Here is a 25732-nt window from a genome sequence, read left to right as displayed (position 1 = left end):
AGGTACAATATGAGTCCGTTTTCGTCGGCGCAACAGCGCAAAGCCCTGACCGTTCTGGTCCTGTTTCATTTGATCATTATTGCGTCCAGTAACTATCTGGTCCAGATCCCGTTTACCCTGTTTGGTTTTCATACCACCTGGGGCGCGTTTACCTTTCCGTTTATTTTTCTCGCCACAGACCTGACCGTGCGGATTTATGGTCCGGCGCTGGCAAGGCGTATCATCTTTCTGGTCATGGTGCCATCGCTGGCGGTGTCCTACCTGTTATCGGTGATTTTTTATCAGGGTCAGTTTCAGGGCCTGGCGCCACTGGGTGAATTTAACCTGTTTGTGGCCCGGATTGCGATGGCCAGCTTTATGGCCTATCTGTTCGGCCAGATGCTGGATGTGCAGGTGTTTAACCGCCTGCGTCAGATGAAGCAGTGGTGGGTCGCGCCGACAGCCTCTACCTTGTTCGGTAATGCGCTCGATACGCTGGCATTTTTCGCGATTGCGTTTTATCACAGTCCGGATCCGTTTATGGCCGAACACTGGAGTGAAATTGCCCTGGTTGATTACAGCTTTAAGCTGATCATCAGTCTGGGCCTGTTTGTGCCGATGTACGGTGTGCTGCTCAACTACCTGGTCGCGAAGCTGACCAGGTTGAATGAGCCGCAAACGTCGGCGCTGCAGCAGTGCTCGTAATCGAAGCGGTTGGCAAGTAAACAGGTTGCAAATAAAGCGGCGAGTCATAATTCGTCCTCAATGTGTAAACACATTTCAGGACGAGACAATACAAATGAAAAAGCCCGGGTCAGTTCAGACCCGGGCTTTTTGTTCACGGCTATTTTTTTGCTTTGCTTTGCTTTGCTTTGCTTTGCTGAGCTTAGCTCAGCTTAGTGCGAGTGTGCCTCGCCAGCACCTTTAGGGAAGCGGATCGATTCCACCATGTCCTGTACTTCGGTCGGTACTTCTGCGGTGAATTTATTCACCACAATCGAGACCACAAAGTTCAGACACATACCCAGAGTACCGATACCTTCAGGACTGATACCGAAGAACCAGTTGTCCGGAGTGCTGGCTGCCGGGTTAATGAACTTGAAGTAGATGATGTACGCCGCCGTAAAGGCAATACCCGCTACCATACCCGCAATCGCGCCCTCTTTGTTCATCTTCTTATAGAAGATGCCGAGGATAATGGCCGGGAAGAAGGAAGCCGCTGCCAGACCGAAGGCGAAGGCCACCACCTGAGCCACAAAGCCCGGAGGGTTGATGCCGAGATAACCGGCGGCAACAATCGCCACGACCGCCGCGCCACGCGCGGCCAGCAGTTCCTGTTTGTCGGTCATATTCGGTTTGAAGCCTTTTTTCAGCAAGTCATGGGAAATTGAGGTTGAGATCACCAGCAGCAGACCCGCTGCGGTTGACAGTGCAGCCGCCAGGCCACCCGCTGCCAGCAGACCCACAACCCAGTTTGGCAGTTTCGCCAGCTCAGGAGAGGCCAGTACGATAATATCTTGGTTGATGTTCATCTCGTTGCGCTCGTCACCGGAGTAGAACATTTTGCCATCGCCGTTTTTATCTTCCCAACTGACCAGGCCTGTGCTTTCCCAGTTCTTATACCAGCTTGGAGCCTGCGCAGCGGCAACCCCCTGCATATCCGGACCGTTAATGGTGTCGATCATGTTGACGCGGGCAAACGCCGCGACCGCAGGTGCTGTGGTGTACAGCAGCGAGATAAACAGCAGTGCCCAACCGGCAGAGATACGCGCGTCACGTACTTTTGGTACGGTAAAGAAGCGGATGATAACGTGTGGCAGACCTGCAGTACCGACCATCAGTGCCGCACAGATAAAGAACACGTCGACCATACTCTTATTGCCTTCGGTATACGCGGTAAAGCCGAGTTCCTGGGTCAGGCCGTCCAGTTTATCGAGCAGATAAACGTCTGAGTCGACGGAGGTTGAACCCATACCAATTTGTGGCAGCGGGTTACCTGTCATCATGATAGAGGTAAAGATAGCCGGAACCAGGAAGGCGAAAATGAGGACACAGAACTGTGCCACCTGGGTGTAAGTGATACCTTTCATGCCGCCAAGTACAGCGTAAAAGAACACGATGGCCATACCAATCACGATACCGATGTTGATGTCGACTTCCAAAAAGCGCGAGAACACCACGCCCACACCACGCATCTGACCCGCCACGTAAGTGAATGAGACGAAGATGGCACAGAACACCGCAACCATACGCGCGGTTTTGGAGTAGTAACGTTCGCCGATGAAATCCGGTACCGTAAACTGGCCGAATTTACGCAGATAAGGAGCCAGGCAGAGTGCCAGCAGCACGTAACCACCGGTCCACCCCATCAGATAAACCGCACCATCGTAACCGATGAACGAGATGATACCCGCCATAGAAATAAACGATGCTGCCGACATCCAGTCCGCCGCGGTCGCCATACCGTTCGCTACCGGGTGAACACCGCCGCCCGCCACATAAAACTCGCTGGTTGATCCGGCGCGGGCCCAAATCGCGATACCGATATACAGGGCGAATGACAGGCCAACCAATAAAAACGTCCAAGTTTGAATATCCATGTGCGAAACCTCTTAGTCTTCCTGTACGTTATACTTCTTGTCTAACGCGTTCATGCGTGCGACATAGATGAAAATCAGTGCGACAAAGGTGTAGATCGAACCTTGTTGAGCAAACCAGAATCCCAGTTTGAAGCCGCCAAGATGGATTGTGTTGAGTGCATCGACGAATAAAACGCCGGCACCGTAAGAAACAATGAACCAGATCGCCAGCAGCGATCCCATTATTCTCAAGTTTTCCTTCCAGTAGGCTTGAGCGTGTTCTGTGGATTCGAACGACATAGCCTTCTCCTTCCGTAGCTGTCTGAGTAGATGTGATGTTAATGTAATGTTACGGTTTTTAATGTAGCAGCGAAAAGGCAAGGGATCTGTGCAACTTTAGTCGTGACTCATACCACGGCTTATGGTGTTAAATGAGGGGATTAGCTCAGTAGCACTGGGATGGTGCATTGTTAATGTTGTGTTAAATTAGCCAAAGGTCTAATTCGGCATAAAATGAGATTAGTGGTTAGACCAGTTTGTATGAGGTGCCGGTGTGGCAGCGTGCTTGCCGCCGATCAGGCCGCGAGGTATTTGTTTACACAAACTTTTCGTCACAAGCGGCGGTTTTCGTGCACAATAGATAAGCCGTGACCGAGCGGTGCGTTGTTAGGTTTCAGTAAGCAGAGGGAGTGACAGTGGACGCAATTACCATCAACAGTTTTTTTTTGGTCGGTGCACTGCTGATCGCGCTCAGTGTGTTGCTGAGTCCGGTCTCATCCAAACTGGGCATTCCCATTCTGCTGGTGTTTCTCGCCGTGGGCATGCTGGCCGGTGAAGACGGTGTCGGTGGTATTCTGTTTGATAATTATCCGGTCGCGTATCTGGTCAGTAACCTGGCCCTGGCGGTGATCCTGCTCGATGGCGGGATGCGTACCCGGGTGGCCAGTTTCCGGGTCGCTTTCTGGCCCTCGGTCTCCCTGGCGACCATCGGGGTGGCCATCACTACCGCACTGACCGGGTTGATGGCAACCTGGTTGTTTGACCTTGATTTAATGCAGGGCATTCTGGTCGGCGCGATTGTTGGCTCGACGGATGCAGCGGCGGTATTTTCTCTGCTTAAAGGGCGCAGCCTCAATGAACGGGTCGGCTCGACACTGGAAATTGAGTCCGGTACTAACGACCCGATGGCGGTCTTTCTGACGGTTACCATGATTGCGGTGCTCTCCAGCAGCGGCAGTGAACTCAGTATCGGCTTCCTCGCGCTGAGTTTTATTCAGCAATTTGGTATCGGTGCGGCGCTGGGGTTGATTGGCGGCTGGTTGCTGTGGAAGCTGATTAACCGCAATCAGCTGCCGGAAGGCCTGTACTCGATTTTAACCGTCAGCGGCGGTCTGATCATTTTTGCGTTGTCGAATGCGCTCGGCGGCAGCGGTATTTTGTCGATTTATCTGGTCGGTCTGCTGATAGGTAACCGTCCGACCCGTAGTCGCCATTCGATTCTTAACGTGCTCGATGGCATGACCTGGCTGGCCCAAATCAGCATGTTCCTAGTGCTTGGCCTGCTGGTGACGCCGTCCAATCTGGTCACGATTGCCTTGCCGGGGCTGGCACTGGCATTTGGTATGATTCTGTTTGCGCGTCCGATTTCGGTCTGGATTGGTTTACTGCCGTTTCGCAGTTTTACCGCCCGGGAAAAATGGTTCATTTCCTGGGTCGGCCTGCGCGGCGCGGTGCCTATCATTCTGGCGGTCTTCCCGATGATGGCGGGCCTGCCCGGAGCTCAGCTCTATTTTAACCTGGCATTCTTCGTGGTGATGGTCTCGCTGATAGTGCAGGGCGGCACGCTGACCAAAGCGATGGCACTGGCCAAAGTGGAGTTGCCACCCAAACCTGAGCCGATTTCGCGCACTGGCGTTGAAGTGTTCCCGACCAGTGAATGGGAGCTTCTGATCTATACCCTGAAAGAGGACAAATGGTGTATCGGCGAACCGCTGCGTAATCTGTTTATGCCTGAAGGGACGCGGATTGCCGCCGTATTTCGCGATAAACAGCTGTTCCATCCGTCCGGGAGTACCCAGTTGCAGGAAGGGGACACCCTGTGTGTGCTGGCGCAGGATAAAGATCTGGAAGCGCTCAGCCGTCTGTTCAGTGAAGCGCCGCACAAAGAGTCGCTGGCGCGTTTCTTCGGTGACTTCTTCCTGGACATCGAGGCAAGACTGTCGGATGTCGCCATGCTGTACGGTCTGGATCTGGGTGAGGGGATTGAAGGCAAAACATTGCGCGATCTCGTTGGTGAGCACCTTGGTGCCACCCCGGTACTCGGTGACCATTTTGAATGGCAGGGGCTGTACTGGGTCGTGGCCGATGTGGTGGACTGGAAAGTAACGAAAGTGGGCTTACGTCTGCCGCCGGATGATGAGGAAACGAAGCCGGGGGAGTAAGATTACGCGTTCAACTCGTTGAGCAAAATCACCGCCTGAGTGCGGTTTTTCACTCCGAGTTTACGGAAGATGGCCGTCATATGCGCTTTGATGGTCGCTTCCGAGACATTGAGTTCATAGGCGATCTGCTTATTGAGCAGGCCATCGGACAGCATGCCCAGTACCTTGTACTGCTGCGGTGTCAGAGTGGCAATCTTTTCTGCTAAGTCATTGTAGCTGCTGCTGTCGGTCACCAGACCTTGCGGAAAATAGGGTTCTCCGCCCAGTACCTGGTTAATGGCACTGATCAGCGTGCGCATATCACTCGATTTAGGAATAAAACCAAACGCGCCGTGCGATTTGGCCTGCGAGACCACAGGCGCATCTTCACTGGCTGAGACCACCACGATCGGCAATTCCGGATATGCTGCGCGCAGGTGGATAAGCCCGGACATCCCGTTTGCGCCCGGCATTTTCAGATCCAACAGCAGCAAATCCGGTTCCGGCTCTTTTTCCAGCAGCGTCAGCAGCGCATCATGAGAATCCGCTTCCAGCAGGTTGGCCCCGCTGACCGCCATATGAACCGACTGGAACAGGGCATTACGAAATAACGGATGATCATCGGCGATGATGATGGTGTAGGTAGAGTCCATGAGTGTGCGCACTTTTAACAAATAAGTTGAATAAATTATTGTCTGCTTTGAAAATATGGACAATCTTCACACGCTAAAAGTCTGAACTATATCCCTATTTTGGGGCAGACTATTGCAACAGAAAAGCGCCGGACGTCGAGTCGTACGTCCGGCGCTGCTTTACGCTCGCCAGTCAGAGACCATCAGTTGGTGAGCGGCGCTTCAAACACAGCGACTGACCAGGCCGGTACCGACAACTTGCCCGCGCTGATGCTGGCGCCAAAACCCAGTGAGGCGCTGCCGGCTTGTTGCTGGATGCTGTGCAGCTGGTAGCCACTGGCGTCCACGCCGGCAAAATCCGTCACTGCATCCGGTGACGCGTTCAGTACCACGATCAGGCCCTGGCGTCCGGCATCGATATTGGCATCGTACAGCGCGCCACTGTTATCGAGCTTCATCACGATAAGGCCGGGGATCTGTGCACTGCCGGTATTGTGGAATGTCACCCGGCGCAGGATTTCACTGCCCTTACCCAGCGTCAGTAGTCCCGAAGACGCGCGTAATTGCGTCAGCTCGGTGAAGTACTGCTTCATGGCACTGATTTGTGCGCTGCCCGGTTTGGCCGCCGCACCGGCACCGTTGATCACTTGCTGGATGACAGTCCAGTTGTCACCGTCTTTATCGGCGCGCGGCAGACCGACATCCCAGTTATTGCCTTGCATACTGAAATCAACCCGGTTGAACCAGTCGCCGGAATCGTACGAGTCGCGTTGCATCGACTTGGAACGCAGCAGTTCACTGCCCATGTGAATAAACGGTACACCCTGGCCAAGCATGGCTGAAGAGAGGCTGACAGCCTGCATTCGTACCCGGGTGTCAGCAGACGCGGCGTAGTCGATTTTGTATTGGTTGTTGTCCCATAAGGTCTGGTTGTCGTGTTTGGAGACATAGTTCTGAATCTCCCACGCATCTTCGGCATAACCGGCGGCCTGGCCGTTATAGTCCAGTTCGGCCCCTGTGATCGGGTGATCCTGGCTGTCAGTAAAGGTGAATGCTTTCAGGTTACCCGCCATGCCAAGCCGGACCAAATCGGCAAGATGTAGTGCAGTGGCTAAATTATCGCTCGCGGCCAGCTCATTCGGTTGTACGTAGATACCGTTACCAAAACCCTGATTGGCGCGCAGCGCTTGCTGGCTGTCGAATGGGCCACCACCACGCACGGCATCACGCAGGCGATCAGAGAATGAGCCGATACCTGTGCCGCCCAGATGAGCCTGGCTGGCCTGGACAAACATGCGGTCATCGGCCACTTCACCAAAGTTCCAGCCTTCACCATAGAAGTAGACATCCGGATTAATCGTCTGGGCGGCTTGCAGCGTATGCTGGATTTGCGTCAGCGGATGATGGCCCATCAAATCCCAGCGGAAAGCGTCAATTTTGTAGTCGCGCACCCAGGTAGTGATCGAGTCATCAATCAGTTTGGCAAACATGCGGTTTTCCGGTGCGGTGTTGGAACAGCAGGTCGAGTTTTCTACCTGGCCCGAGAACTCATTCAGGCGCTGATAATACCAGGGCACGATCCGGTCGAGCACCGATTTGGAGGACACGCCCGCTTCATTGGTATGGTTATACACCACATCCATCACCACATTCAGGCCGATATCCTGTTTGATCGCCATGATCATCGCGCGGAATTCGCGGATGCGGGCCAGTCCGTCGGGAGCGCTGGAATATGAGCCTTCCGGTACGGTGTAGTGGTAAGGATCGTAGCCCCAGTTAAAACTGTCGACATCTCGCACCAGGGCATTGAGGCGCTGCACGGCCTGCGTCTGCTTGTCATCGCTTTGCAAAGCGCTGAACACCTCGGCCAGGGTGTCATTACTGCTACAGTAAGCGCCCAATTCGCTGTCGGCGCTGACACTTGACTGCAGTTGGCACAGCTTACTGAATGGCTGGTCGATATCGGCCACTTGATCCGGGTCTTCGTTAATGGTGGCAATATCGAAGACCGGCAGCAGATGCAGATGGGTGATCCCCGCATCCGCCAGCGCTTTGAGGTGGCTCACGGAGACGGAATCACTCTGGGTAAATGCGCTGAACTTGCCGCGATACTGGGCTGGCATGCTGGTATCTGAAGAGGAAAAATCACGCACGTGCACTTCATACAACACAAATTGGGCCGGATTACTTTGTGAGTGAGGAGCCATGAGCGTTGTCCAGTCGCTGGGGGTAACATCGGCACTGTCTAAGTTAACCACCTGACTGTATTGCGAGTTGAGCGCCAGGCTGTGTGAGTAGGGGTCGGTCACCTCGTACTCCTCGACCTGATCGGTCACCGGATGGTAGACCTTGACCCGGTAACGATAGAAATCACCATGGCCCAGACTGGTATCGTTAATAAACCAGCTGCCTGAGGCCCCATCCCAGTTCATCGCCAGCGTCGCCTGCAACTGCTTATCGGCGTTATAGGCCATCAGTTCTATCGACTGCGCAGTTGGTGCCCAGAGGCGGAAACTGGTGCTATTGCCGTTGACGACAGCACCGTACTCAAGCTGACTGGCGGCATCGGCATAGAGTGCATCCAGGGCACTGGCCGGCTGCACTTCGGTTGCGGCTATCACACCACTGCTGTCGCTGGCTACCAGCCATAGCTGGCCTTTAAGCAGGGTTTTCAGATCGAGCGAGGCATCAGCAAAGTCAAAGTGAAAGGCGTGAAACTCGCCGGCCAGGTGGGGTTTGCTGCTCTGCCAGCCGTCACTGGCAGTTTGAGCAGAGCGGACCACGGCATCAAAATCACGCACCGTTTTACTGTTGCCGTCAAAGCTCATACTGGCGTCTGCTGAGTAATACAAGGCCACGGAGGTTGCCTCAGCCGATGCGACCAGCAAGGTATTCGCGTCGGCAAAAATGGCACTGGCGCCGCTCAATTCGACCTGGGTCTGAGGTAACCGGGCGAGAGGCTGATAATAAACTTTGTCGGTACCCTTAAACACAAATCCGATCGGACCTATCGCGCCCTGCTGAGCAAAATCGAAACTCAGATTGGCCGTCTGGTAATCGCCGTTGCTATGACTGTTGGGGATGATATTGATGCAGTTGTTGTTGCTGTTGGTGGGCAAATCCCAATAGGCTCCATAGGTCGGGCTGAAGCCGGTGGGAGCCAAACCCGGCCAGGTCGTATTAGTGTCAGCATAGCTGGTGCATTCACCTTCATTCCAGACATGCAGGGTAAAGCTATCGCTGTCGCCGTCTTCACTGTGCAGATAAATGCGGGTGGTATCGGCGGGCAGGTCATTCAGCGGGATTAACTCCGGATAGACAGCCGCGACATTTTGCTGAGTATAAACCTGGTTGTCGGTGCCGAGTTGGGTCAGATCGATTTTGGCATCATATTCGCCGAGGACTTTATTGCCGTCCACGCGCGGAATGAAGTTGACACACTGGGTGGCATCCTGATTGACAGGGAGCTGCCAGTACGCACCGAATTGACTGTCGATACCATCAGGGGCTAAGCCCTGAGCCCAGTCTGATGCCATGCCGGTATCGCCGGCAAAGGCATTGCAGTTGTCATCGTTCCAGACATACAGGCTGGCGTTCTGGTAGGCGTTACTGTCGGTACTGAACGTCGTCACCGTATCACTGGCTTTATAATACACGGTGACCGTCTGGGTAGGGCTCTTTGCTTGTGGGTCAGACGAAGAATTACAGCCGGCCAGAACTCCGGCGGCGATAACCGGCAGCATCGCCTGCCAGATTACCGAATGAGGCAGAGTAGGTTTGTTCACGTGGTTGACTCCTGATTATTATGATTTATCCGGCCCATACCGGGATTTATTCAGTCGTCATGCTAGATGCTGGCGGGGTCTACAAAGTGTGAGTCAGTTTGGCAAAGATAATTTGGTGCCAGAAAAAATCGCAACCTGGAGCAAAAATCACGAAGTGTGGGATGAGTTGTAGTGAGTTTAAGCACATATTGAAGGTTGAGAGGCAGGGATGAGTGCCGGAGGGTGAGCTGCCCGGCGCACACTATGCGCGGGTTCAGTATCGCAACAGCGGTGCAGTCTGGTTGTATTAGCGCCATAAGCCGCAACAGCCACCAGATATTTCAGCCGCTTAGTTTGCCGGCTAAAATATCTGGCTGCAGAGACGACCGCTTAGATCTTGGTTACAGCTTATGCTGCTGCAGATGGGTGAGGAACTCTGCTGCGGGAAGGAAGCCGGTGATACGGGCTGAGTCGAGTGGCTGCCCCTGCGCATCCCAGAACGCGATGGTTGGCAGGCCGAGTACCTGCAACTGACGCAGCAGTTCGATATCCTGTGGCTGGTTGCGGGTCACATCCGCTTGCAACAGCACGAAGTTACTCAGTTTCTGCTCGACATCTGGCTGGTGGAAGGTGTACTTCTCGAACTCTTTACACGCCACACACCAGTCAGCGTAGAAGTCGAGCATGACTGCTTTACCTTGCGCGCGTGCTGTCGCTAGTTGCTGATTGAGATCGGAGACATCGGCTATGCGGGTGAACTCAATCTGTGGCGTGTTTTGCAGCTGGGCAGTGCCGGGCATAAACCAGTGGTTCAGGGCTGGCTGAGCTGAGGCCAGCAAGCCAAGAATGGCAATGATGCCGAGCAGGCTCTGTTTCCAGCCGGCAAACGGCAGGCTGTTTTTGACATGGTACAGCCAGCCGAAAGCGGCCAGTCCCAGTGCTGACCATAAAATAGTGGACCAGCTCTCCGGCAGCAGACGCTCCAGCAGGAAAACCGGAGCGGCGAGCAGAATGAAACCAAACAGGGTTTTGACTCGATCCATCCAGGCGCCGCCTCTTGGCAGCAGGCGGTTACCGAACATCGCGACCAGAATCAGCGGGATCCCCATGCCGAGCGCCAGCGCGTACAAAGCAATCCCGCCAGTCAGCAAATCGCCACTTTGGGCCACGTACAACAAGGCTCCGGAAAGCGGCGCGGTGGTGCAGGGTGAGCAAACCAGACCGGATATCGCCCCCATGGCAAACACGCCAGCCAGGCTGCCACCTTGTTGCTGATTACTCAGGTCAGCCAGCCAGGTCTGAACTTTGCCGGGTAATTGGATGGTGTAGAGCCCGAACATCGACAGCGCCAGCACGACAAATAACAGACTCAGGCCGATTAATACATACGGATGCTGCAGCGCGGCCTGAAACTGTAAACCCGCCTGGGCGACGACCAAACCGAGCAGGGTATAAGTCAGTGCCATTCCTTGCACATAGACCAGGCTGAGCAACAGGGTGCGGCGTTGTGACAACGGCTTACCACCCAGAACGATACTGGTCAGGATCGGATACATCGGCAGCACACACGGGGTGAACGCGAGACCGATGCCGAGCAGTAAAAACAGCAGCGGTGTCCACCATGCCGCGGCCAGTTGCGAGGCCAGTGAGTCCTGAGGTGAGGTCGGCAACGATGTTGGCGGCGTCAGTGCTGCTGCTTTCACCTCCGGGGGCTTGGTCGATGCTGGCGTGCTGCTGTCTGTAAAATGGTTAACCTCGATCACCCGGGTCTCAGGTGGGTAACAGAAGCCAGCCTTGGCGCAGCCCTGATACTGTATGGTCAGTTGTGCTCCGGTCTGATACTGGCTGAGCGGAATATTAACCGACAGCGGGGTGGTATAGATGGTGACGTCGCCGAAAAATTCATCATGATAAGGCTCACCCGGCGGTAATTCGACCTGACCGGTCTGCACATCTTGACCCTGCAGCGTGATGCGATCCTGATACAGGTAATAGCCCGTTTTTACCTGCCAATCGAGGTAGATTTGATTGCCTTGCTGAAAGTAACTGAAGGCAAACGCTTCATCCACCGTGACAAAACGGCTGTTGCTGTTGCCCAGTGTTAAAGGGTTGCTGTTACCAAATGCGGCAAAAGCGGGTGCATTGAGTGCGCCGCACAGCAGTAGAATTAGGGAAAAAATTAGTCGCATCATTAGGATATTCTGAATAAGTGAACGCCCATACTATACCTGAACTATCGTTGAGTTCGGCGGATTGTGTCAAATTTCATCAAGCCGCCGACATATTGGTATCTCTGCAGGCCTTTGCAGCGAGCCTCGTCTGAGGAAAACAAAGTGGCGGACCGGATTGAGCCGAACCGGATTTAATTCGCTTAATCATTCAGACCGGTATAGAGCCGGTTTGGTTTCGTCGCCAAGCGAATTTATCGCAAGCGGTCCAGCGGGCGGTGTGAGCAGATAACGGGGCGGCCGCTGACCAATGGTCACAGTAGTGCCGCGCGGGGGAAAAATCAGGCCCCGAGGGGCCTGATGGGGCAAACAGCTTATTCGTAGCGTTTGGCTTTGTACTGCGGGTGCATCAGGTTCTGGACCGAGAAAATATCATCCAGTTCTTCTTCGGTCAGCAAACCACGTTCCAGTACCACTTCACGCACACTTTTACCGGTCTCTGCACAGATCTTACCGACAATGTCACCTTCATGGTGGCCAATGTACGGGTTCAGATAGGTAACGATACCGATAGAGTTAAACACGTAACCTTCACAGATCTCTTTGTTCACTGTAATGCCGTCAATACATTTATCACGCAGATTCACACAAGCGTTAGACAGCAGTGAAATCGACTCAAACATCGCCTGAGCAATGACAGGTTCCATCACGTTGAGCTGCAGTTGACCGCCTTCTGCTGCGAACGAGACGGTGTTGTCGTTACCCAGTACTTTAAAACAAACCTGGTTAACCACTTCCGGTACCACAGGGTTTACCTTGGCTGGCATGATGGATGAGCCCGCTTGCAGTTCAGGCAGATTAAGTTCGTTCAGGCCGGCGCGCGGGCCTGAAGACAGCAAACGCAGGTCGTTACAGATTTTCGACAGTTTCACCGCCAGACGCTTGAGGGCGCCATGGGTCATTACATAAGCGCCACAGTCTGAGGTTGCTTCAATCAGGTCTTCTGCCGGCACCACTTCCAGGCCAGTCACTTGTGCCAGGTGTTTCACCGCAGCCGCCTGATAACCCGGCGCGGTATTCAGGCCAGTACCGATGGCTGTCGCACCCAGGTTGACCTCGAGCAGCAGTTTTGAGGTGTATTGCAGGGCACGGATTTCTTCGTTCAGCGTCACCGACCAGGCATGGAATTCCTGGCCTACAGTCATAGGCACCGCGTCCTGCAACTGGGTACGGCCCATCTTGAGGATGGTTTTGAATTCCTGGCTCTTAAGCTCGAACGCGCCTTTCAGGTATTCAATTGCATCAATTAACTTCAGCACGCTGTTGTAAACCGCGATCCGGAAACCGGTCGGGTAAGCGCAGTTGGTCGACTGGCTCTTGTTGACGTGATCGTTCGGGTTGATGAACTGGTACTGACCTTTCTCTTTACCCATCAGTTCCAGAGCGACGTTAGCGATCACTTCGTTGGTGTTCATGTTGACCGAAGTACCGGCCCCCCCCTGGAATACATCTGACGGGAACTGGTCCATGCACTTACCGGTCTCAAGAATCAGATCACAAGCCTGGATAATGTAATTGGCAACATCTTTCGGTACGACGCTCAGTTCTTTGTTAGCCAGAGCCGCCGCTTTTTTGGTCATCACCATGCCACGCACAAACTCAGGCACATCAGAAATCGTGACATTTGAGATGTTAAAGTTTTCGATCGCACGCAGGGTGTGGATGCCGTAATAAGCGTCGGCAGGAACGTGACGCTGGCCGAGTAAATCTTCTTCAATTCGTGTGGCTGGGGAAGGGGAAGATGTCATTTGGGCTGCAGAGGTTTGAGCCATAACAGGATCCTTAAGATAATTATTCTGATTAGATTGCAACTAGTTAGCCACTTCTGCCTTAAGAATCCGTTCATCAGAGTTTTTGGCTGCAAAATCGATCCTGACTTTAGTGGCACATCATACTCAAGTCATAAAGAAAAAACAGGAAGTTGATCACTTTTTGTTGCGTTAAAGATCACGATTGTTGAGGTTCGACCACCGTCAGATTTTCAAAGCCATGCAACGAGACACAGTTTTTGCCTTTGCGCTTGGAGCGGTACATGGCTTTGTCGGCATTGGTTGCGGTCTGAATGGCATCCTTGGTGACTTCCGCCACTCCGACGCTGATGGTGACCTGATATTGCGGCCAGTTGGCGATAGCACTGCACACGCGTTGCATCAGTTTACCGGCCTGATGGATATCGGTGTGCTGGATAATGACCGCGAACTCATCACCGCCGATGCGGGCGATAAAATCAGTATCACGCAGCAGGGCTTGCAACTGCTGGGCGACATGTAAAATAACCACATCGCCGACCGCATGGCCCAGTGTATCATTGATGTCTTTGAACGAGTCGATGTCGATCACGGCCAGGCAGGCTGGCGGCTCGTCCGGATAACGCTGATGCAGGCGGGTGTGGTAGTTGAGCATATTTTCGAACTTTTTCTTGTTCCACAAAGCCGTTGCCGAATCGCGTTCGCTGCGTTCTTTGAGCTCAATGATGGCATTATGATGGTCTGAGATGTCGGTAAATGAATAGACATAATACTGCACTTTTTTCAGCTTGCTGCTCAGGGCACGCACGTCGGTTTTACACACCACTTCATCACCGTGCGGGTTTTGCAGGGTATATTGTCCTTCCCAGTGGCCCTGGTTAATCAGATCAGCCTGCATTTCACGCTGTTTGAGGCGTGAAGGTAAGAAGTTGAGCACACTGCGCCCTTGCAATGCGAACGGCTCCATTCCCACCATGTCACAAAAGCGCTTGCTGACGCGTAAAATGCGGTGCTCACGATTGGTGAACACAATGGCCACGCCGTTTTCAATCACGAACTGGGCATAGGTTTTATCCATTTTAATGCTTTTGTGCGCAATCCAGAACATGGCCAGAATCACCGAAACAATACCAAGCAGCAGCCAGATGACGATGGCATCCTTGAGTATCCCGGCGTTGCGTGGGGCGAACATCGCACTCAACATATCAGGCGTGTAATGAGTGAGCAGCATCAGTCCGCCGACCGAAGAAAATAGCTGATTATCAAAGCGCTGATAGATGAACAGCCCCTCTTTAGTGGTAAGGCTGCCTTTGGTGTTGTTATTGGCTTGCATGGCCTGCCAGACCTCAGGGTGCTCGTTGGGCAGGTTAAGTGATGCGCGGCTTTGGATTAAGTCACCAAACAGCCTGTTTTCATCGCTGCTGACGATGAAGTAACCCTGGCGATCGACAAAGTCGACACTGAGGTTCTGATTGTTGGCCGTGATCTGTTTGATGACCGCCATCACATCGAGGTTGGCGATAAAGTAGCCTAAGCGCTGCTGGTCTGTGTCAAGCGGATACAGGAGACGAAAGCCTGGCTTATAGGGGATGAGGGGCAGGCCGTGTTCATATTCGAGATCAATACCAAAGTAGCCCTGCTCTCCGACGGCCAGCTGGCGGGCGTAAATAAAATAATCGCGATGACCTTTCTCCTGCAGTTGTTCTTGTGGCACCACAAAAGCCTGAGTCATTTGCCGGGTGTAATCGACGCGGATAACTTCTTTACCTGCAAGATCAAGAAAACGCAGCTGATAAAACAGGCCGGAATTAAAGGACGTTAATGACCACTGGCTTTCGAGATAACGGCGCAACCGAGGATCGCGATCACGGGCGTAGTCGGCCAGCAGTGGTGAGTGACTGAGTTGATAGAAGCTTTTTTGAATTTGAGAATGAGTGCGGCTGGCCTTCGCATCCACAAACGAAAGAAATTGCAAGCCCTGAGCTTCAAGCTGGTTGAGCAGGAACTGATGAGCCTTATTGGATAAATGGTAATAAAAGCCGAGTGGGAGCAGCGTTAAACCCAGCCACAGAATTACCGTTTTTTTTAGTGTATTGGTAACCCGTTTCATTATGCCACTTGTTGAATTTTATCTGTGTATTCAAGGTAGTCGACTTTCGGATGGCTTTCCAACCACAATTACTTTTATAGCAATAACTTACGCCTATCTAGTTGAATTGTTTACAATAGATTTTTTCCTCTTGGGCAATAATTTTTTATATTATGGCTGTGAGCTGATTGCTTGAACAAGATTGCCCTTAACGCTAATGTTGAAGCCAACAAAGGAGGGACAGTGTTTCCGATATTATTGATGATGTTTATTGCGGTGCCGGTGATCGAAATCGGCCTGTTTATTCAGGTGGGCGGTATGCTGGGCTTATGGCCGACGCTGGCTCTGGTGTTGATCACTGCATTTGTTGGCGCTTCACTGGTACGCAGTCAGGGGCTGTCGACTCTGCTGACGGTGCAGCAGCGTATGCAGCGTGGTGAAATACCGGCTCAGCAGATCGTTGAGGGGGTCATGCTGGCGGTGGCTGGTGTGCTGTTGCTGACGCCTGGTTTTATGACCGATACCATGGGGATGCTGATACTGCTGCCACGCCCGCGGGCGATGCTGGCTAAGTATTTGATGACCAAAGTGGTGGTGACCAATATGTCGGCCGGGGGATTTCAGTCCGGTCCGTATGAGCGAGGCCCGGATCAACACGGTCAGGGTGGCCAGACCTTTGATGGCGAGTATGAGCGTAAAGACGACTCAGATCACGACAAGCTGGATCGTCATTAGGGCATTTGGCCTGCCATAACCCCAAAGCTAAAAAAGCTCTCGCTTGCGGGAGCTTTTGCTTTATTCAGCCCGGTGTTTCTCCAAGGGATCCCCGGGTTTTGCCTGGTTAAGACGGGAAGCCGGGGGCTCAAATCGCGCCGGCAAAGTCCATCTGACGCCAGGCTTCGAATGCGATGATAGCCACGGCATTGGATAGATTGAGGCTGCGTGCTTCTGGCATCATAGGAATGCGGATCCGCTGCTCAGGAGGTAGAGCCGCAATCAGATCGGCCGGTAGTCCGCGAGTTTCCGGTCCGAACAGCAGCACATCACCGTCCTGGTAGCGGGCATCGACATGATGACCGGTCGTTTTAGTGGTGCAGGCAAAAATGCGATATTCACCACGCTCAGCCAGGTAATCGAGAAAGGCCTGATAATCTTTGTGGCGGGTGACCCGTGCCAAATCATGGTAATCCAGTCCGGCCCGGCGAACCTTCTTCTCCTCCAGATCGAAGCCCAGCGGTTCAATCAGATGCAGGTTGGCACCGCAGTTGGCACACAGTCGAATAATGTTACCCGTGTTGGGCGCAATTTCAGGTTCATACAGGGCGATGTCTAACATGGCTTTTGCGTTCCTTAGTGATTGAACGCCGCAGTATATACCCAGAGAAGTGGATATACCCAGAGAAGTGGTCGATTCGGATAAGGAAAAACGGCAGCAGCTGGGGAGGGGCTGCCACCGGTCGGATTATCAGGCGGCCAGAGCTCTGGCAACGGCGTAGTTTTCTGCGACGGCCTGCCAGTTCACTACATTCCACCAGGCGGTGATGTAGTCAGGTCGACGGTTCTGATAGCTGATGTAGTAAGCATGTTCCCATACATCCAGCGCCAGAATCGGTTCTCCGCGCACATTGGCAATGTCCATCAGCGGGTTGTCCTGATTGCTGGTTGAGCTGATCACCAGCTCACCATCACGCACCACCAGCCAGACAAAACCTGAGCCGAAGGTGTTGACGGCTGCGTCGGAAAACTGTTGCTGGAATTGGCTGAAACTGCCGAACGTGCGTTCGATGGCATCGGCCAGTTCGCCTTCAGGCTGACCGCCGCCTTGTGGCGTCATGCAGTTCCAGTACAGGATGTGATTGTAATAGCCACCGCCGTTGTTACGAATCGCTGCAGGCAGGGTCGAAATACGTGCAAACAACTCATCGAGCGGGGTTTGCTCATACTCAGTACCTTTAATCGCGGTCATAAACTTATCGTAGTAAGTGCGGTGGTGCTTGCTGTAGTGCACTTGCATGGTTTGCGCATCGATGTAGGGTTCCAGGGCATCGTAGGCGTATGGCAGTTCAGGGAATGTATGCGACATAGTTGATCCTCCGTTCAATCAATACAGATAATATTGATAACCATTCTCATTATCAACTGCGTCTTTTGTGTGGTTTTTGTGCAGCCGGAAGCGCGGGCGCTCTCCCGGCTCGGTCAGTCCTGCAGCGGCAGGGTAAAGGTGACTTTCAAACCGCCCAGCTCGCTGCGGCTGGCGGCAATCTTACCACTGTGCTGGCGAATGGCGCTTTCGGTGATGGCCAGGCCCAGCCCGGTTCCCCCACTGTGGCGATCGCGCGCGGTCGAGACACGGTAAAACGGACGGAAGATCTCTTCCAGTTCACTGTCCGGCACGCCTTCACCGTTATCTTCCACGCTGACCGTCACCTGCTGCGCTGAAACCGAGAAGTGGACAGCTATTTTGTCGTGGCCGTAGTGAATCGCATTGCGTACTATGTTCTCCAGCGCGCTCATCAGCAGCGGCGGATTGCCGGAGATATGGCGGTTCGGGATCTCTTCCATGGTCAGAGTTTTGTTCATCTGCTCGGCCTCAAACTGGGCATCGCTGAGCAGTTCTTCCCACAGGCTGCTCAGTGGCTGCACTTCGCGGCTCATCTGGCTGTTGGTCTGCATACGTGATAATTCCAGCAGTTCACTAATCATCTGCTCCAGACGCTGGGCTTCGGTATCGATACGCTCCAGTTCTGGGCTGGACCCCTGTTTACGGGTTGCCAGTGCATTCGCCATTCTCAGTCTGGTGAGCGGAGAACGCAGCTCGTGCGAGATGTCGGACAGCAAACGCTGCTGACCGGAAATCATCTGATTGACCGCTTCCACCATCTGGTTGAAGCTGCGTCCGGCCTGGCGAAACTCAGTGGTGCCTTTTTCCAGGCTGGCATCCACTTCAAATTCACCACGCGCGACACGTTGTGCGGCCTGAGCGAGGCGCTGTGCCGGCTGGCTCAGTGCCCAGGCCAGCCACAGCAGCAGCGGTGTGCTGACCAGCATCACGGCCAGTAACAGCTGCAGCGGGCGATCGAACAGGCGCAGCAGAAATGGTGGCGGCTGATCCCAGCGCAGGCCGACATACAGCAGTAAATTCTGTCCTGCCAGGCTGATCGGTGCCGGTCCGGCAACCATGTAGCGGCCATACAAACGCTGTTGTGGTTTATCCACGGATTCGATACTGGTAGTAAAGTTACGTAGTGCTTTCAGTTTGAAATCCGGATGTTTACGCGTGGTGAGGATATTGCCTTCCTGATCGGTAATAAAAAAGCGCGGTCCTTTCTCATGCGGTTCGTCGGCGCGGTTCTCCAGTACCTTGATGATGCGGGCCAGGTTTTTATCGCCGCTAAAGCGCGCTTCGATCACCTCTTTTTGTTCCAGCATGCGTTGGTAAGCATCGGCCGGCATATCGCGTGATTTGCGCGGATCAAGATGGGGCAGCGACAACACAGCAATCACCACCAACATCATGGTAAACCAGAAGATGGCAAAAATACGGCCGTACAGGTTGTTGAACTTGGGCAAGCGCATCAATCCTCCAGCACCATCAGATAGCCGCGTCCGCGCAGAGTTTTAATCCGCGGTTTGCCATCGCAGCGCTCGGGCAGTTTTTTGCGCAGGTTCGAGACATGCATGTCGATGGCACGGTCAAACGCGGCCAGATGTTTGCCGAGCACATCCAGGCTGAGCGACTCTTTAGTCAGAGTTTCGCCCGGATTCTGAACAAAATGGGTCAGCAGGGCAAATTCGGTACTGGTCAGATCGAGCAGCTCACCCTGGCAATAAGCTTCCTGTTTGCCGGGGTAGAGTTGCAGATCCTGACACTCAATCACATCGGAGGTTTTGGCCGGCTGATGCGGATTGGTACGGCGCAAAATAGCGCGGATGCGAGCCAGCAGCTCCCGGTCACTGAATGGTTTGGGCAGGTAGTCGTCTGCGCCGAGCTCAAGGCCAATTACCCGATCAATTTCTTCACCCTTGGCGGTCAGCATCAGTACTGGCGTTTGCCAGTTTTCACGTAGCTTTTTCAGGGTTTCCATTCCGTTCATTTTCGGCATCATGACATCAAGCAGGACCAGATCGGTCTGCTCACTCACCGCCTGTAATCCCGCTTCGCCATCGTTGGCCTCGGATACCTCAAACCCTTCATAGCTCAGGACCTCTTTTAACAGGCTGGTGAGCTCGGTGTCGTCATCAATAAGAAGAATGTGCGCCATAACTGCCTCGTAAAACCGCGTTGATGAATGTAGTTTACTGCGAAATAGTGCGCTGAATCAGCGCCGATTGCACTCTTTACGTAGATTTACGCACTCTAAACGTCACTTTACCTGGCAGTTTGTATTCTAACCTCAAGCGTTGCGAAAGCAGCCTGTAAGCAAATGTCAAACCTGAGAGGATACGAGGATGAAAAACGTAAAAAAATGGATGCTTGCCGCATTGATTTTACCAGCCACACTAGGCGCCACCAGCGTATTGGCTGCGGGTGGAGATAAAGCACCGCATCAGCGTGACTGTGGCCCCGGCGCTGAACGGGCTCTGTTTAAGCAACTGAACCTGAGCGATGCGCAACAAGAGCAACTGCGCAGTCTGCGCGAGCAAGGCCGTGCTGAGATGAAAAAGCAGCCGCGTTCAGGCATGAAAGAAGAGATGCAGGCGCTGCATCAGCAAGAGCGCGCATTAATGCTGGCGCCAAATTTTGATAAAGCTGCGGCGACTGCACTGGCCAAACAGATGGCGGAAAAACAAGTCGAGCACCGGGTGCGTATGATGGAGAAGCGTCATCAGATGCTTAATGTCCTGACTGCGGAACAGAAAAGCCAGTTTGAGTCACTGCAACAAGAGCGCATGACGCAGTGCTGGAAAGAGGGGCCGCGTGGTGGACATCCAGGCGCGAAAGGTGAGCATGGTTATCGAGGTGACAAAGGCCAGCAAGGTAAACAGCCAGCCTCAGAAGCGGCGCAATAATCACACTGAAAGAAACCACAGGCAGCTTCGGCTGCCTGTTTTCGTTGTGGCTTACAGCCCATTCCTGCGGCCAGAGGGTGATGATCTTTTACTCACATTCAAGCACGATGTGGGTATAATTAAGCCATTGTTTTGATTTGGTAACCTAATATGAAACAGGAATACGCCCGACTTGTCACCACCGCGGCGTGGACGGCCACTGCGGTCGCGACACTGCTGCTTATTTGTAAAATTGCCGCCTGGTGGGTGACCGGTTCGGTCAGCCTGCTGGCTTCTCTGATTGATTCGCTGCTCGACATCGCGGCGTCAGTGGTCAACCTGGTGGTGGTGCGCTATTCGTTGCAGCCCGCTGACCGGGAGCACACCTTCGGGCACGGGAAAGCTGAATCACTGGCCGCCCTGGCTCAGGCAATGTTTATTTCCGGTTCAGCCTGTTTTCTGATTCTGAACGGGATCGACCGCTTTTTCCGCCCGCATGAACTGCAGTCTCCGGAATACGGTATTTATGTCAGTGCGTTTGCCATGCTTGTCACGGCCGCCCTGGTGATGTTTCAGCGGGCGGTGGTGGCCAAAACCGGCAGCCAGGCGATTGCGGCTGATTCACTGCATTACCAGTCCGATTTACTGATGAATGCGGCGATCATGGTTGCGCTGGGGCTGAGCTGGTTTGGGATCAAGCAGGCCGATGCGCTATTTGCAGTCGGCATCGGCATCTACATTTTATACAGCGCTTACCGGATGGCTTACCACGCGGTACATACTCTGCTTGATCATAAACTCCCGGATGAAGAACTGGTTCAGATCCGCACTATTTCATTATCGGTGGAAGGGGTGATGGGGGTGCATCAGCTGCGTACCCGTATGTCCGGACCTGTAAGATTTATCCAGTTGCATCTGGAACTCGATGACAATATTCCTCTGATTGAAGCGCACCGTATTTCCGATATTGTTGAAGCGAAGCTGCGTAAGGCATTTCCGGGCGCCGATGTGCTGATTCACCAGGACCCTTACTCCGTGGTATTCGGAGTGGAAAGGAAGCAAAAATTTCAGGGCTGGTAAGGCAAATACCAGCGATCTTGACTATCTTTTCTCAGTTCATGAAAGAAACCGGATCCTGATGTGAATCAACAACCGGAATGGCTAAAACTGTAATACTCTTACATAAGTAAAAAAGTTACAGAAAATCGCGCAATAACTGTAGTATTCCTATTTAGGAAATGTAACATAACGCACAGATAACAATGCTTTTGCCGCCTGAATGTCGTTAGCGGGCGGTATAGAAAAATTATATTAAGTTCCCAAAAATCGAGGGTGAGCATGATTAAGAAGATCGGTATTTTGACAAGTGGCGGCGACGCCCCGGGCATGAATGCTGCAATTCGCGGCGTGGTTCGTACTGCCTTGGGCGCAGGCCTGGAAGTGTATGGTATCTACGACGGCTATCAGGGCCTGTACGAAGATCGCATCAAGCAGCTGGATCGCTCCAGCGTATCTGATGTCATCAACCGCGGTGGTACCTTCCTGGGCTCGGCACGTTTTCCACAGTTTCGTGAAGTCGAAGTGCGTGAAAAAGCGATCGAAAACCTGAAAAAACACGGCATTGATGCACTGGTTGTGATCGGTGGTGACGGTTCGTACATGGGTGCGAAGAAACTGACTGAAATGGGTTACCCATGTATCGGTCTGCCAGGCACTATCGATAATGATATCGCAGGCACGGATTACACCATTGGTTACCTGACTGCACTCAACACAGTGATCGATTCGATTGACCGTTTGCGTGACACTTCATCGTCACACCAGCGGATCTCTATCGTGGAGATCATGGGTCGTCATTGTGGTGACCTGACCCTGATGTCAGCAGTGGCGGGTGGTTGTGAGTACATCATCACACCGGAAACCGGCCTGGACATGGAGCAGTTGATCTCTAACATCCAGGATGGCATCAAGAAAGGCAAGAAACACGCGATTATCGCACTGACTGAGCTGATGATGGACGCCAACCAACTGGCGCAAGAGATTGAGAAAGCGACTGGCCGCGAAACCCGCGCTACGATTCTTGGTCACATTCAGCGCGGCGGTAAACCAACAGCGTTTGACCGTGTACTGGCATCGCGCATGGGTAACTACGCGGTGCACCTGCTGATGGAAGGCTACGGCGGCCGCTGTGTCGGTATCCAGAAAGAGCAGCTGGTTCACCACGACATCATCGACGCGATTGAAAACATGAAGCGTCCGGTGCGTACCGACCTGTACAAAGTCGCTGAAGAGCTGTTCTAAGTCGGCTGCTGAGTGTCACAACTGAAAAAGACCGCTGCGGCGGTCTTTTTTGTTATGGCCGCTATCCTTATCAGCGATAGCGGCCATTCACACTGCGCGCTTACAGAATCGCTTCACGCACTTCCGGATCTTTACGCTCCAGATAGTGGATCGACTTGATGCGGCGAATGGTACGACAGCGGCCACGAATAAGCAGAGTCTCGGTGGTGGCAATATTACCCTGGCGGGTAATGCCTTCCAGCAGATCACCTTTAGTAATACCGGTGGCGGAGAAAATCACATTGTCACTGCGCGCCATATCTTCCAGCTTGAGGATCACTTCAGCCTCAACGCCCATTTCCCGGCAACGCTCCAGCTCTTTAGCGCCCCAGATACGGTTGTCGTCACTGTCGCCTTTGACTTTATGGCGTGGCAGCAGACGGCCTTGCATATCACCGTCCAGCGCGCGGATAACCGCAGCCGACACCACACCTTCCGGCGCGCCGCCGATGCAATACATCACGTCCACTTCGCTGTCAGGCATACAGGTCAGAATGGAGGCTGCCACATCGCCATCCGGCACCGCAAAAACGCGTACGCCGAGGTTTTGCATCTCAGCGATAATGTTATCGTGACGTGGTTTGGCCAGGGTGATGACCGTCAGGTTGCTGAGCGGTTTATGCAGCGCCGCGGCGATATTCTCCAGGTTTTCCTGCAATGGTTTGTCGAGGTCAATACAGCCTTTCGCGCCCGGACCCACCACCAGTTTCTCCATGTACATATCCGGCGCCTTGAGGAAGCTGCCACGTTCACCGGCAGCCAGCACTGCCAGCGCATTGGACTGGCCCATTGCCGTCATACGGGTGCCTTCAATCGGGTCGACGGCGATATCGACTTCATCGCCGCCCAAACCGACGTGTTCACCAATGTACAGCATCGGCGCTTCATCGATTTCGCCTTCACCGATGACGATTTCACCACGGATGTCGGTTTTATTTAATAAGGTCCGCATCACTTCTACTGCGGCACCGTCAGCGGCGTTTTTATTGCCACGGCCGAGCCATTTGTAGCCTGCCAGGGCTGCGCCTTCCGTCACCCGTGAAAAAGCCATTGCTAAATCGCGTTTCATGCTCACTCCAAACCTGAAAAATCGTTATCCTCTCGCGTCCTGCGCTGCCATCATGCAGTGTTGACCGCATGTGAGCGTGCCGTATGCGGCGGCATGTCAGCCAGAGGGGGAAAGTTGCGCGAAGTTTAGCATATTCGGCGTGCAAGGTTCGGGTTTTGATTTGTGCACGGTTTAGCCTGGATCAAAATCGGCGTCAATAAGACGATTTCTGCGGCTGGATGTTTGTTAACCGCTGGTAAAGTTAACGCCAGGTCAATTTACGCTGTTTTTTTAAGCGAATGGCGCAAAATATCGAATATAGTGAGTGTTTCTCTGCGCTTGGCTGAGTAGAATGGAAAGATAACTGAAGTGACTGTCACCTCGACCGAATCAAGAAAAAGGTAAGTACCATGTCTTTTGAAGTGCTAGAACAATTAGAAGCGAAAATTCAAACTGCGGTTGATACAATCGCCCTGCTGCAAATGGAAGTTGAAGAACTGAAAGAAGAAAAACAGAAGCTGAGCACTGAAGCTTCTGAGCTGAAAGCCGAGCGTGAAGCGCTGGAGCAGCGTGCGCAGCAAGTTCAACAGGAACACGCAGCATGGCAAGAGCGTATCCGCAGCCTGCTGGGTAAAATGGACGACGTTGAATAACGACGACCTGAAGAATCAAAAAAACGCCGACCAGATGGTCGGCGTTTTTGCAGGTTGGGTTTGCCTGCGGTCCGACAGGCCAATCACCGATTATTTTTGCCTGTTCGGACGTACACCCAGGGTATGACACAGGGCGTAGGTCATCTCGGCACGGTTTAGCGTATAGAAGTGGAAATCTTTCACGCCTTCACGCGACAGGATACGAATCATGTCGATCGCCTGGCTGGCCCCCACCAACTGACGGGTCACCGGATCATCATCCAGGCCGTCAAACTGTTTTGCCATCCAGCTCGGGACTTTGACGTTGTTCTGCGCGGCGAAGCGCTGCGCCTGGTTGAAGTTAGACACCGGCAGGATACCCGGAACGATTTCTACATCGATACCGGCCGATACGCAGCGGTCACGAAAACGCAGGTAGCTTTCGACATCAAAGAAGAACTGGGTGATGGCACGGTTAGCACCGGCATCGACTTTGCGTTTCAGGTTAAGCAGGTCAGATTGCGCGCTCTTGGCTTCCGGGTGAACTTCCGGGAAAGCGGCCACTGACAGATCAAAGTCGTGGCGGGATTTAAGCAATGCGACCAGATCAGACGCGTACATATCTGGTTTGCCGCCGCCTTTAGGAATGTCACCACGCAGGGCGACGATATTCTGGATGCCGTTGTTCCAGTAGTCGTCAGCAATTTGAATCAGCTCTTCACGTGACGCATCAATACAGGTCAGGTGGGGGGCCGCGACCAGACCGGTCTGGTCTTTGATCGCTTTAATGATGGAGTGGGTACGGTCACGTTCACCGGAGTTCGCGCCGTAAGTCACCGAAACAAATTTCGGTTGCAGGGTTTTCAGACGGTGAACCGAATTCCACAGCGTCTCTTCCATTTGCGGTGTGCTCGGCGGGAAAAACTCAAATGAAACGTTGATGTCTGAAATATCAGCGATGTTCTGATTCAGAGCATCGATATGACTGGCGTGCGTGTATCCCATTTTCCTCTCCTTGTGGCATACGGCGGCCACAACGCGAACACTAAATTGAAATTGACGTTTAGACGTCTATATGGCTACAGAATGTCTTGAATACATTTTAATGTCAACATTGTAAATATGAACTTTTTTCATGTTGAACGTGAGCTTATTTCAACAATAATGTCAGCAATTGCACATCATTGACGTGTCTGACGGTGATATTCGACGTTTATCCTGTCGATGGATGTTTCTCTAGAATAATAGTAAAAAAGCTCGCCAAACAGGCGAGCTTTGTACGTT

The 25732-nt window shown here is 53.1% G+C and carries 20 protein-coding genes; 7 read left to right on the top strand and 13 right to left on the bottom strand.

Going from position 1 to position 25732, the window contains the following annotated elements:
* Positions 1-9 precede the first annotated feature (9 nt).
* A complete protein-coding gene (locus tag E6C74_RS11870) occupies positions 10-684 on the top strand; it encodes a 7-cyano-7-deazaguanine/7-aminomethyl-7-deazaguanine transporter (RefSeq protein ID WP_136485404.1) in 675 nt (224 codons plus the stop codon).
* A gap of 191 nt (positions 685-875) precedes the next feature.
* On the opposite strand, the gene E6C74_RS11865 is transcribed toward E6C74_RS11870, so the two are convergent.
* Entirely contained in the window at positions 876-2579 is a 1704-nt protein-coding gene (locus E6C74_RS11865) for a sodium:solute symporter family protein (protein WP_136485401.1), read from the bottom strand.
* A 12-nt stretch (positions 2580-2591) separates the two neighbouring features.
* The gene (locus E6C74_RS11860; RefSeq protein WP_136485399.1) at positions 2592-2858 is read right to left on the bottom strand and encodes a DUF4212 domain-containing protein; all 267 of its coding nucleotides are present in this window, start codon (positions 2856-2858) and stop codon (positions 2592-2594) included.
* 395 nt (positions 2859-3253) lie between these two features.
* Between E6C74_RS11860 and E6C74_RS11855 the strand changes: the two genes are divergently transcribed.
* Positions 3254-4999 (top strand): potassium/proton antiporter, encoded by a 1746-nt coding sequence (locus E6C74_RS11855; RefSeq protein ID WP_136485397.1) that lies wholly within the window; start codon positions 3254-3256, stop codon positions 4997-4999.
* A 2-nt stretch (positions 5000-5001) separates the two neighbouring features.
* Here E6C74_RS11855 and E6C74_RS11850 read toward each other — a convergent pair whose 3' ends face one another.
* The 5 genes from E6C74_RS11850 to E6C74_RS11830 all read right to left on the bottom strand — a co-directional run bounded on the left by E6C74_RS11850 (position 5002) and on the right by E6C74_RS11830 (position 15460).
* Entirely contained in the window at positions 5002-5631 is a 630-nt protein-coding gene (locus E6C74_RS11850; protein WP_136485395.1) for a response regulator transcription factor, read from the bottom strand.
* Positions 5632-5813: 182 nt separating this feature from the next.
* Positions 5814-9395, bottom strand: a complete 3582-nt coding sequence (pulA, locus tag E6C74_RS11845) for a pullulanase-type alpha-1,6-glucosidase (protein ID WP_136485393.1) — start codon at positions 9393-9395, stop codon at positions 5814-5816.
* 380 nt (positions 9396-9775) lie between these two features.
* Complete coding sequence (locus E6C74_RS11840; protein ID WP_136485391.1) at positions 9776-11566, bottom strand: protein-disulfide reductase DsbD; 1791 nt, start codon at positions 11564-11566, stop codon at positions 9776-9778.
* Positions 11567-11916: 350 nt separating this feature from the next.
* A complete protein-coding gene (aspA, locus tag E6C74_RS11835) occupies positions 11917-13350 on the bottom strand; it encodes an aspartate ammonia-lyase (RefSeq protein ID WP_136485515.1) in 1434 nt (477 codons plus the stop codon).
* Between the two features lie 199 nt (positions 13351-13549).
* A complete protein-coding gene (locus E6C74_RS11830; RefSeq protein ID WP_136485388.1) occupies positions 13550-15460 on the bottom strand; it encodes a sensor domain-containing diguanylate cyclase in 1911 nt (636 codons plus the stop codon).
* Between the two features lie 222 nt (positions 15461-15682).
* Here E6C74_RS11830 and E6C74_RS11825 point away from each other — a divergent pair, with 222 nt between their 5' ends.
* Positions 15683-16174 (top strand): FxsA family protein, encoded by a 492-nt coding sequence (locus E6C74_RS11825; RefSeq protein WP_136485385.1) that lies wholly within the window; start codon positions 15683-15685, stop codon positions 16172-16174.
* A gap of 127 nt (positions 16175-16301) precedes the next feature.
* Here E6C74_RS11825 and trmL read toward each other — a convergent pair whose 3' ends face one another.
* The 4 genes from trmL to E6C74_RS11805 form a co-directional block, all read right to left on the bottom strand.
* Entirely contained in the window at positions 16302-16775 is a 474-nt protein-coding gene (gene trmL / locus E6C74_RS11820; protein ID WP_136485383.1) for a tRNA (uridine(34)/cytosine(34)/5-carboxymethylaminomethyluridine(34)-2'-O)-methyltransferase TrmL, read from the bottom strand.
* 129 nt (positions 16776-16904) lie between these two features.
* A complete protein-coding gene (locus E6C74_RS11815) occupies positions 16905-17522 on the bottom strand; it encodes a superoxide dismutase (RefSeq protein ID WP_136485381.1) in 618 nt (205 codons plus the stop codon).
* Positions 17523-17635: 113 nt separating this feature from the next.
* Positions 17636-19015, bottom strand: coding sequence for an envelope stress sensor histidine kinase CpxA (gene cpxA, locus E6C74_RS11810; protein ID WP_136485379.1), 1380 nt, complete (start codon positions 19013-19015; stop codon positions 17636-17638).
* Positions 19015-19701, bottom strand: coding sequence for a response regulator (locus E6C74_RS11805; protein ID WP_136485377.1), 687 nt, complete (start codon positions 19699-19701; stop codon positions 19015-19017). The genes cpxA and E6C74_RS11805 overlap by 1 nt, the downstream gene beginning before the upstream one ends.
* 187 nt (positions 19702-19888) lie before the next feature.
* Here E6C74_RS11805 and E6C74_RS11800 point away from each other — a divergent pair, with 187 nt between their 5' ends.
* The 3 genes from E6C74_RS11800 (at position 19889) to pfkA (ending at position 22729) form a co-directional block, all read left to right on the top strand.
* Complete coding sequence (locus E6C74_RS11800; protein ID WP_136485375.1) at positions 19889-20449, top strand: CpxP family protein; 561 nt, start codon at positions 19889-19891, stop codon at positions 20447-20449.
* A 150-nt stretch (positions 20450-20599) separates the two neighbouring features.
* Complete coding sequence (gene fieF / locus E6C74_RS11795) at positions 20600-21508, top strand: CDF family cation-efflux transporter FieF (protein WP_136485373.1); 909 nt, start codon at positions 20600-20602, stop codon at positions 21506-21508.
* Positions 21509-21766: 258 nt separating this feature from the next.
* Positions 21767-22729 carry a 6-phosphofructokinase gene (gene pfkA, locus E6C74_RS11790; RefSeq protein WP_136485370.1) on the top strand — a complete coding sequence of 321 codons (963 nt, stop codon included), beginning with the start codon at positions 21767-21769 and terminating at the stop codon, positions 22727-22729.
* 100 nt (positions 22730-22829) lie between these two features.
* On the opposite strand, the gene glpX is transcribed toward pfkA, so the two are convergent.
* Positions 22830-23837: a class II fructose-bisphosphatase gene (glpX, locus tag E6C74_RS11785; protein WP_136485368.1), complete on the bottom strand. Its 1008-nt coding sequence runs from the start codon at positions 23835-23837 to the stop codon at positions 22830-22832.
* A gap of 389 nt (positions 23838-24226) precedes the next feature.
* Between glpX and zapB the strand changes: the two genes are divergently transcribed.
* Positions 24227-24469 (top strand): cell division protein ZapB, encoded by a 243-nt coding sequence (gene zapB, locus E6C74_RS11780; protein WP_136485366.1) that lies wholly within the window; start codon positions 24227-24229, stop codon positions 24467-24469.
* Positions 24470-24559: 90 nt separating this feature from the next.
* Here the strand turns inward: zapB and metF are convergent, their stop codons facing one another.
* Positions 24560-25453, bottom strand: a complete 894-nt coding sequence (metF, locus tag E6C74_RS11775) for a methylenetetrahydrofolate reductase (protein ID WP_136485363.1) — start codon at positions 25451-25453, stop codon at positions 24560-24562.
* Positions 25454-25732 lie beyond the last annotated feature (279 nt).

Origin of the sequence: Vibrio sp. H11 (assembly GCF_004804295.1) — a bacterium.
In the GTDB taxonomy this organism is placed as follows: Bacteria; Pseudomonadota; Gammaproteobacteria; order Enterobacterales; family Vibrionaceae; genus Vibrio; species Vibrio ostreae.
Note: the sequence above shows the minus strand (reverse complement) of the source record. Positions and strands in the feature narration are given on the sequence as shown.

Excerpts from the sequence above, each read along its gene's own strand:
- E6C74_RS11870 (WP_136485404.1), top strand. The coding sequence starts at position 10 with ATGAGTCCGTTTTCGTCGGCGCAACAGCGCAAAGCCCTGACCGTTCTG.
- E6C74_RS11865 (WP_136485401.1), bottom strand. The coding sequence starts at position 2,579 with ATGGATATTCAAACTTGGACGTTTTTATTGGTTGGCCTGTCATTCGCC.
- E6C74_RS11860 (WP_136485399.1), bottom strand. The coding sequence starts at position 2,858 with ATGTCGTTCGAATCCACAGAACACGCTCAAGCCTACTGGAAGGAAAAC.
- E6C74_RS11850 (WP_136485395.1), bottom strand. The coding sequence starts at position 5,631 with ATGGACTCTACCTACACCATCATCATCGCCGATGATCATCCGTTATTT.
- E6C74_RS11840 (WP_136485391.1), bottom strand. The coding sequence starts at position 11,566 with ATGATGCGACTAATTTTTTCCCTAATTCTACTGCTGTGCGGCGCACTC.
- aspA (WP_136485515.1), bottom strand. The coding sequence starts at position 13,350 with ATGACATCTTCCCCTTCCCCAGCCACACGAATTGAAGAAGATTTACTC.
- E6C74_RS11830 (WP_136485388.1), bottom strand. The coding sequence starts at position 15,460 with ATGAAACGGGTTACCAATACACTAAAAAAAACGGTAATTCTGTGGCTG.
- trmL (WP_136485383.1), bottom strand. The coding sequence starts at position 16,775 with ATGTTAGACATCGCCCTGTATGAACCTGAAATTGCGCCCAACACGGGT.
- E6C74_RS11815 (WP_136485381.1), bottom strand. The coding sequence starts at position 17,522 with ATGTCGCATACATTCCCTGAACTGCCATACGCCTACGATGCCCTGGAA.
- cpxA (WP_136485379.1), bottom strand. The coding sequence starts at position 19,015 with ATGCGCTTGCCCAAGTTCAACAACCTGTACGGCCGTATTTTTGCCATC.
- E6C74_RS11805 (WP_136485377.1), bottom strand. The coding sequence starts at position 19,701 with ATGGCGCACATTCTTCTTATTGATGACGACACCGAGCTCACCAGCCTG.
- E6C74_RS11800 (WP_136485375.1), top strand. The coding sequence starts at position 19,889 with ATGAAAAACGTAAAAAAATGGATGCTTGCCGCATTGATTTTACCAGCC.
- fieF (WP_136485373.1), top strand. The coding sequence starts at position 20,600 with ATGAAACAGGAATACGCCCGACTTGTCACCACCGCGGCGTGGACGGCC.
- pfkA (WP_136485370.1), top strand. The coding sequence starts at position 21,767 with ATGATTAAGAAGATCGGTATTTTGACAAGTGGCGGCGACGCCCCGGGC.
- glpX (WP_136485368.1), bottom strand. The coding sequence starts at position 23,837 with ATGAAACGCGATTTAGCAATGGCTTTTTCACGGGTGACGGAAGGCGCA.
- zapB (WP_136485366.1), top strand. The coding sequence starts at position 24,227 with ATGTCTTTTGAAGTGCTAGAACAATTAGAAGCGAAAATTCAAACTGCG.
- metF (WP_136485363.1), bottom strand. The coding sequence starts at position 25,453 with ATGGGATACACGCACGCCAGTCATATCGATGCTCTGAATCAGAACATC.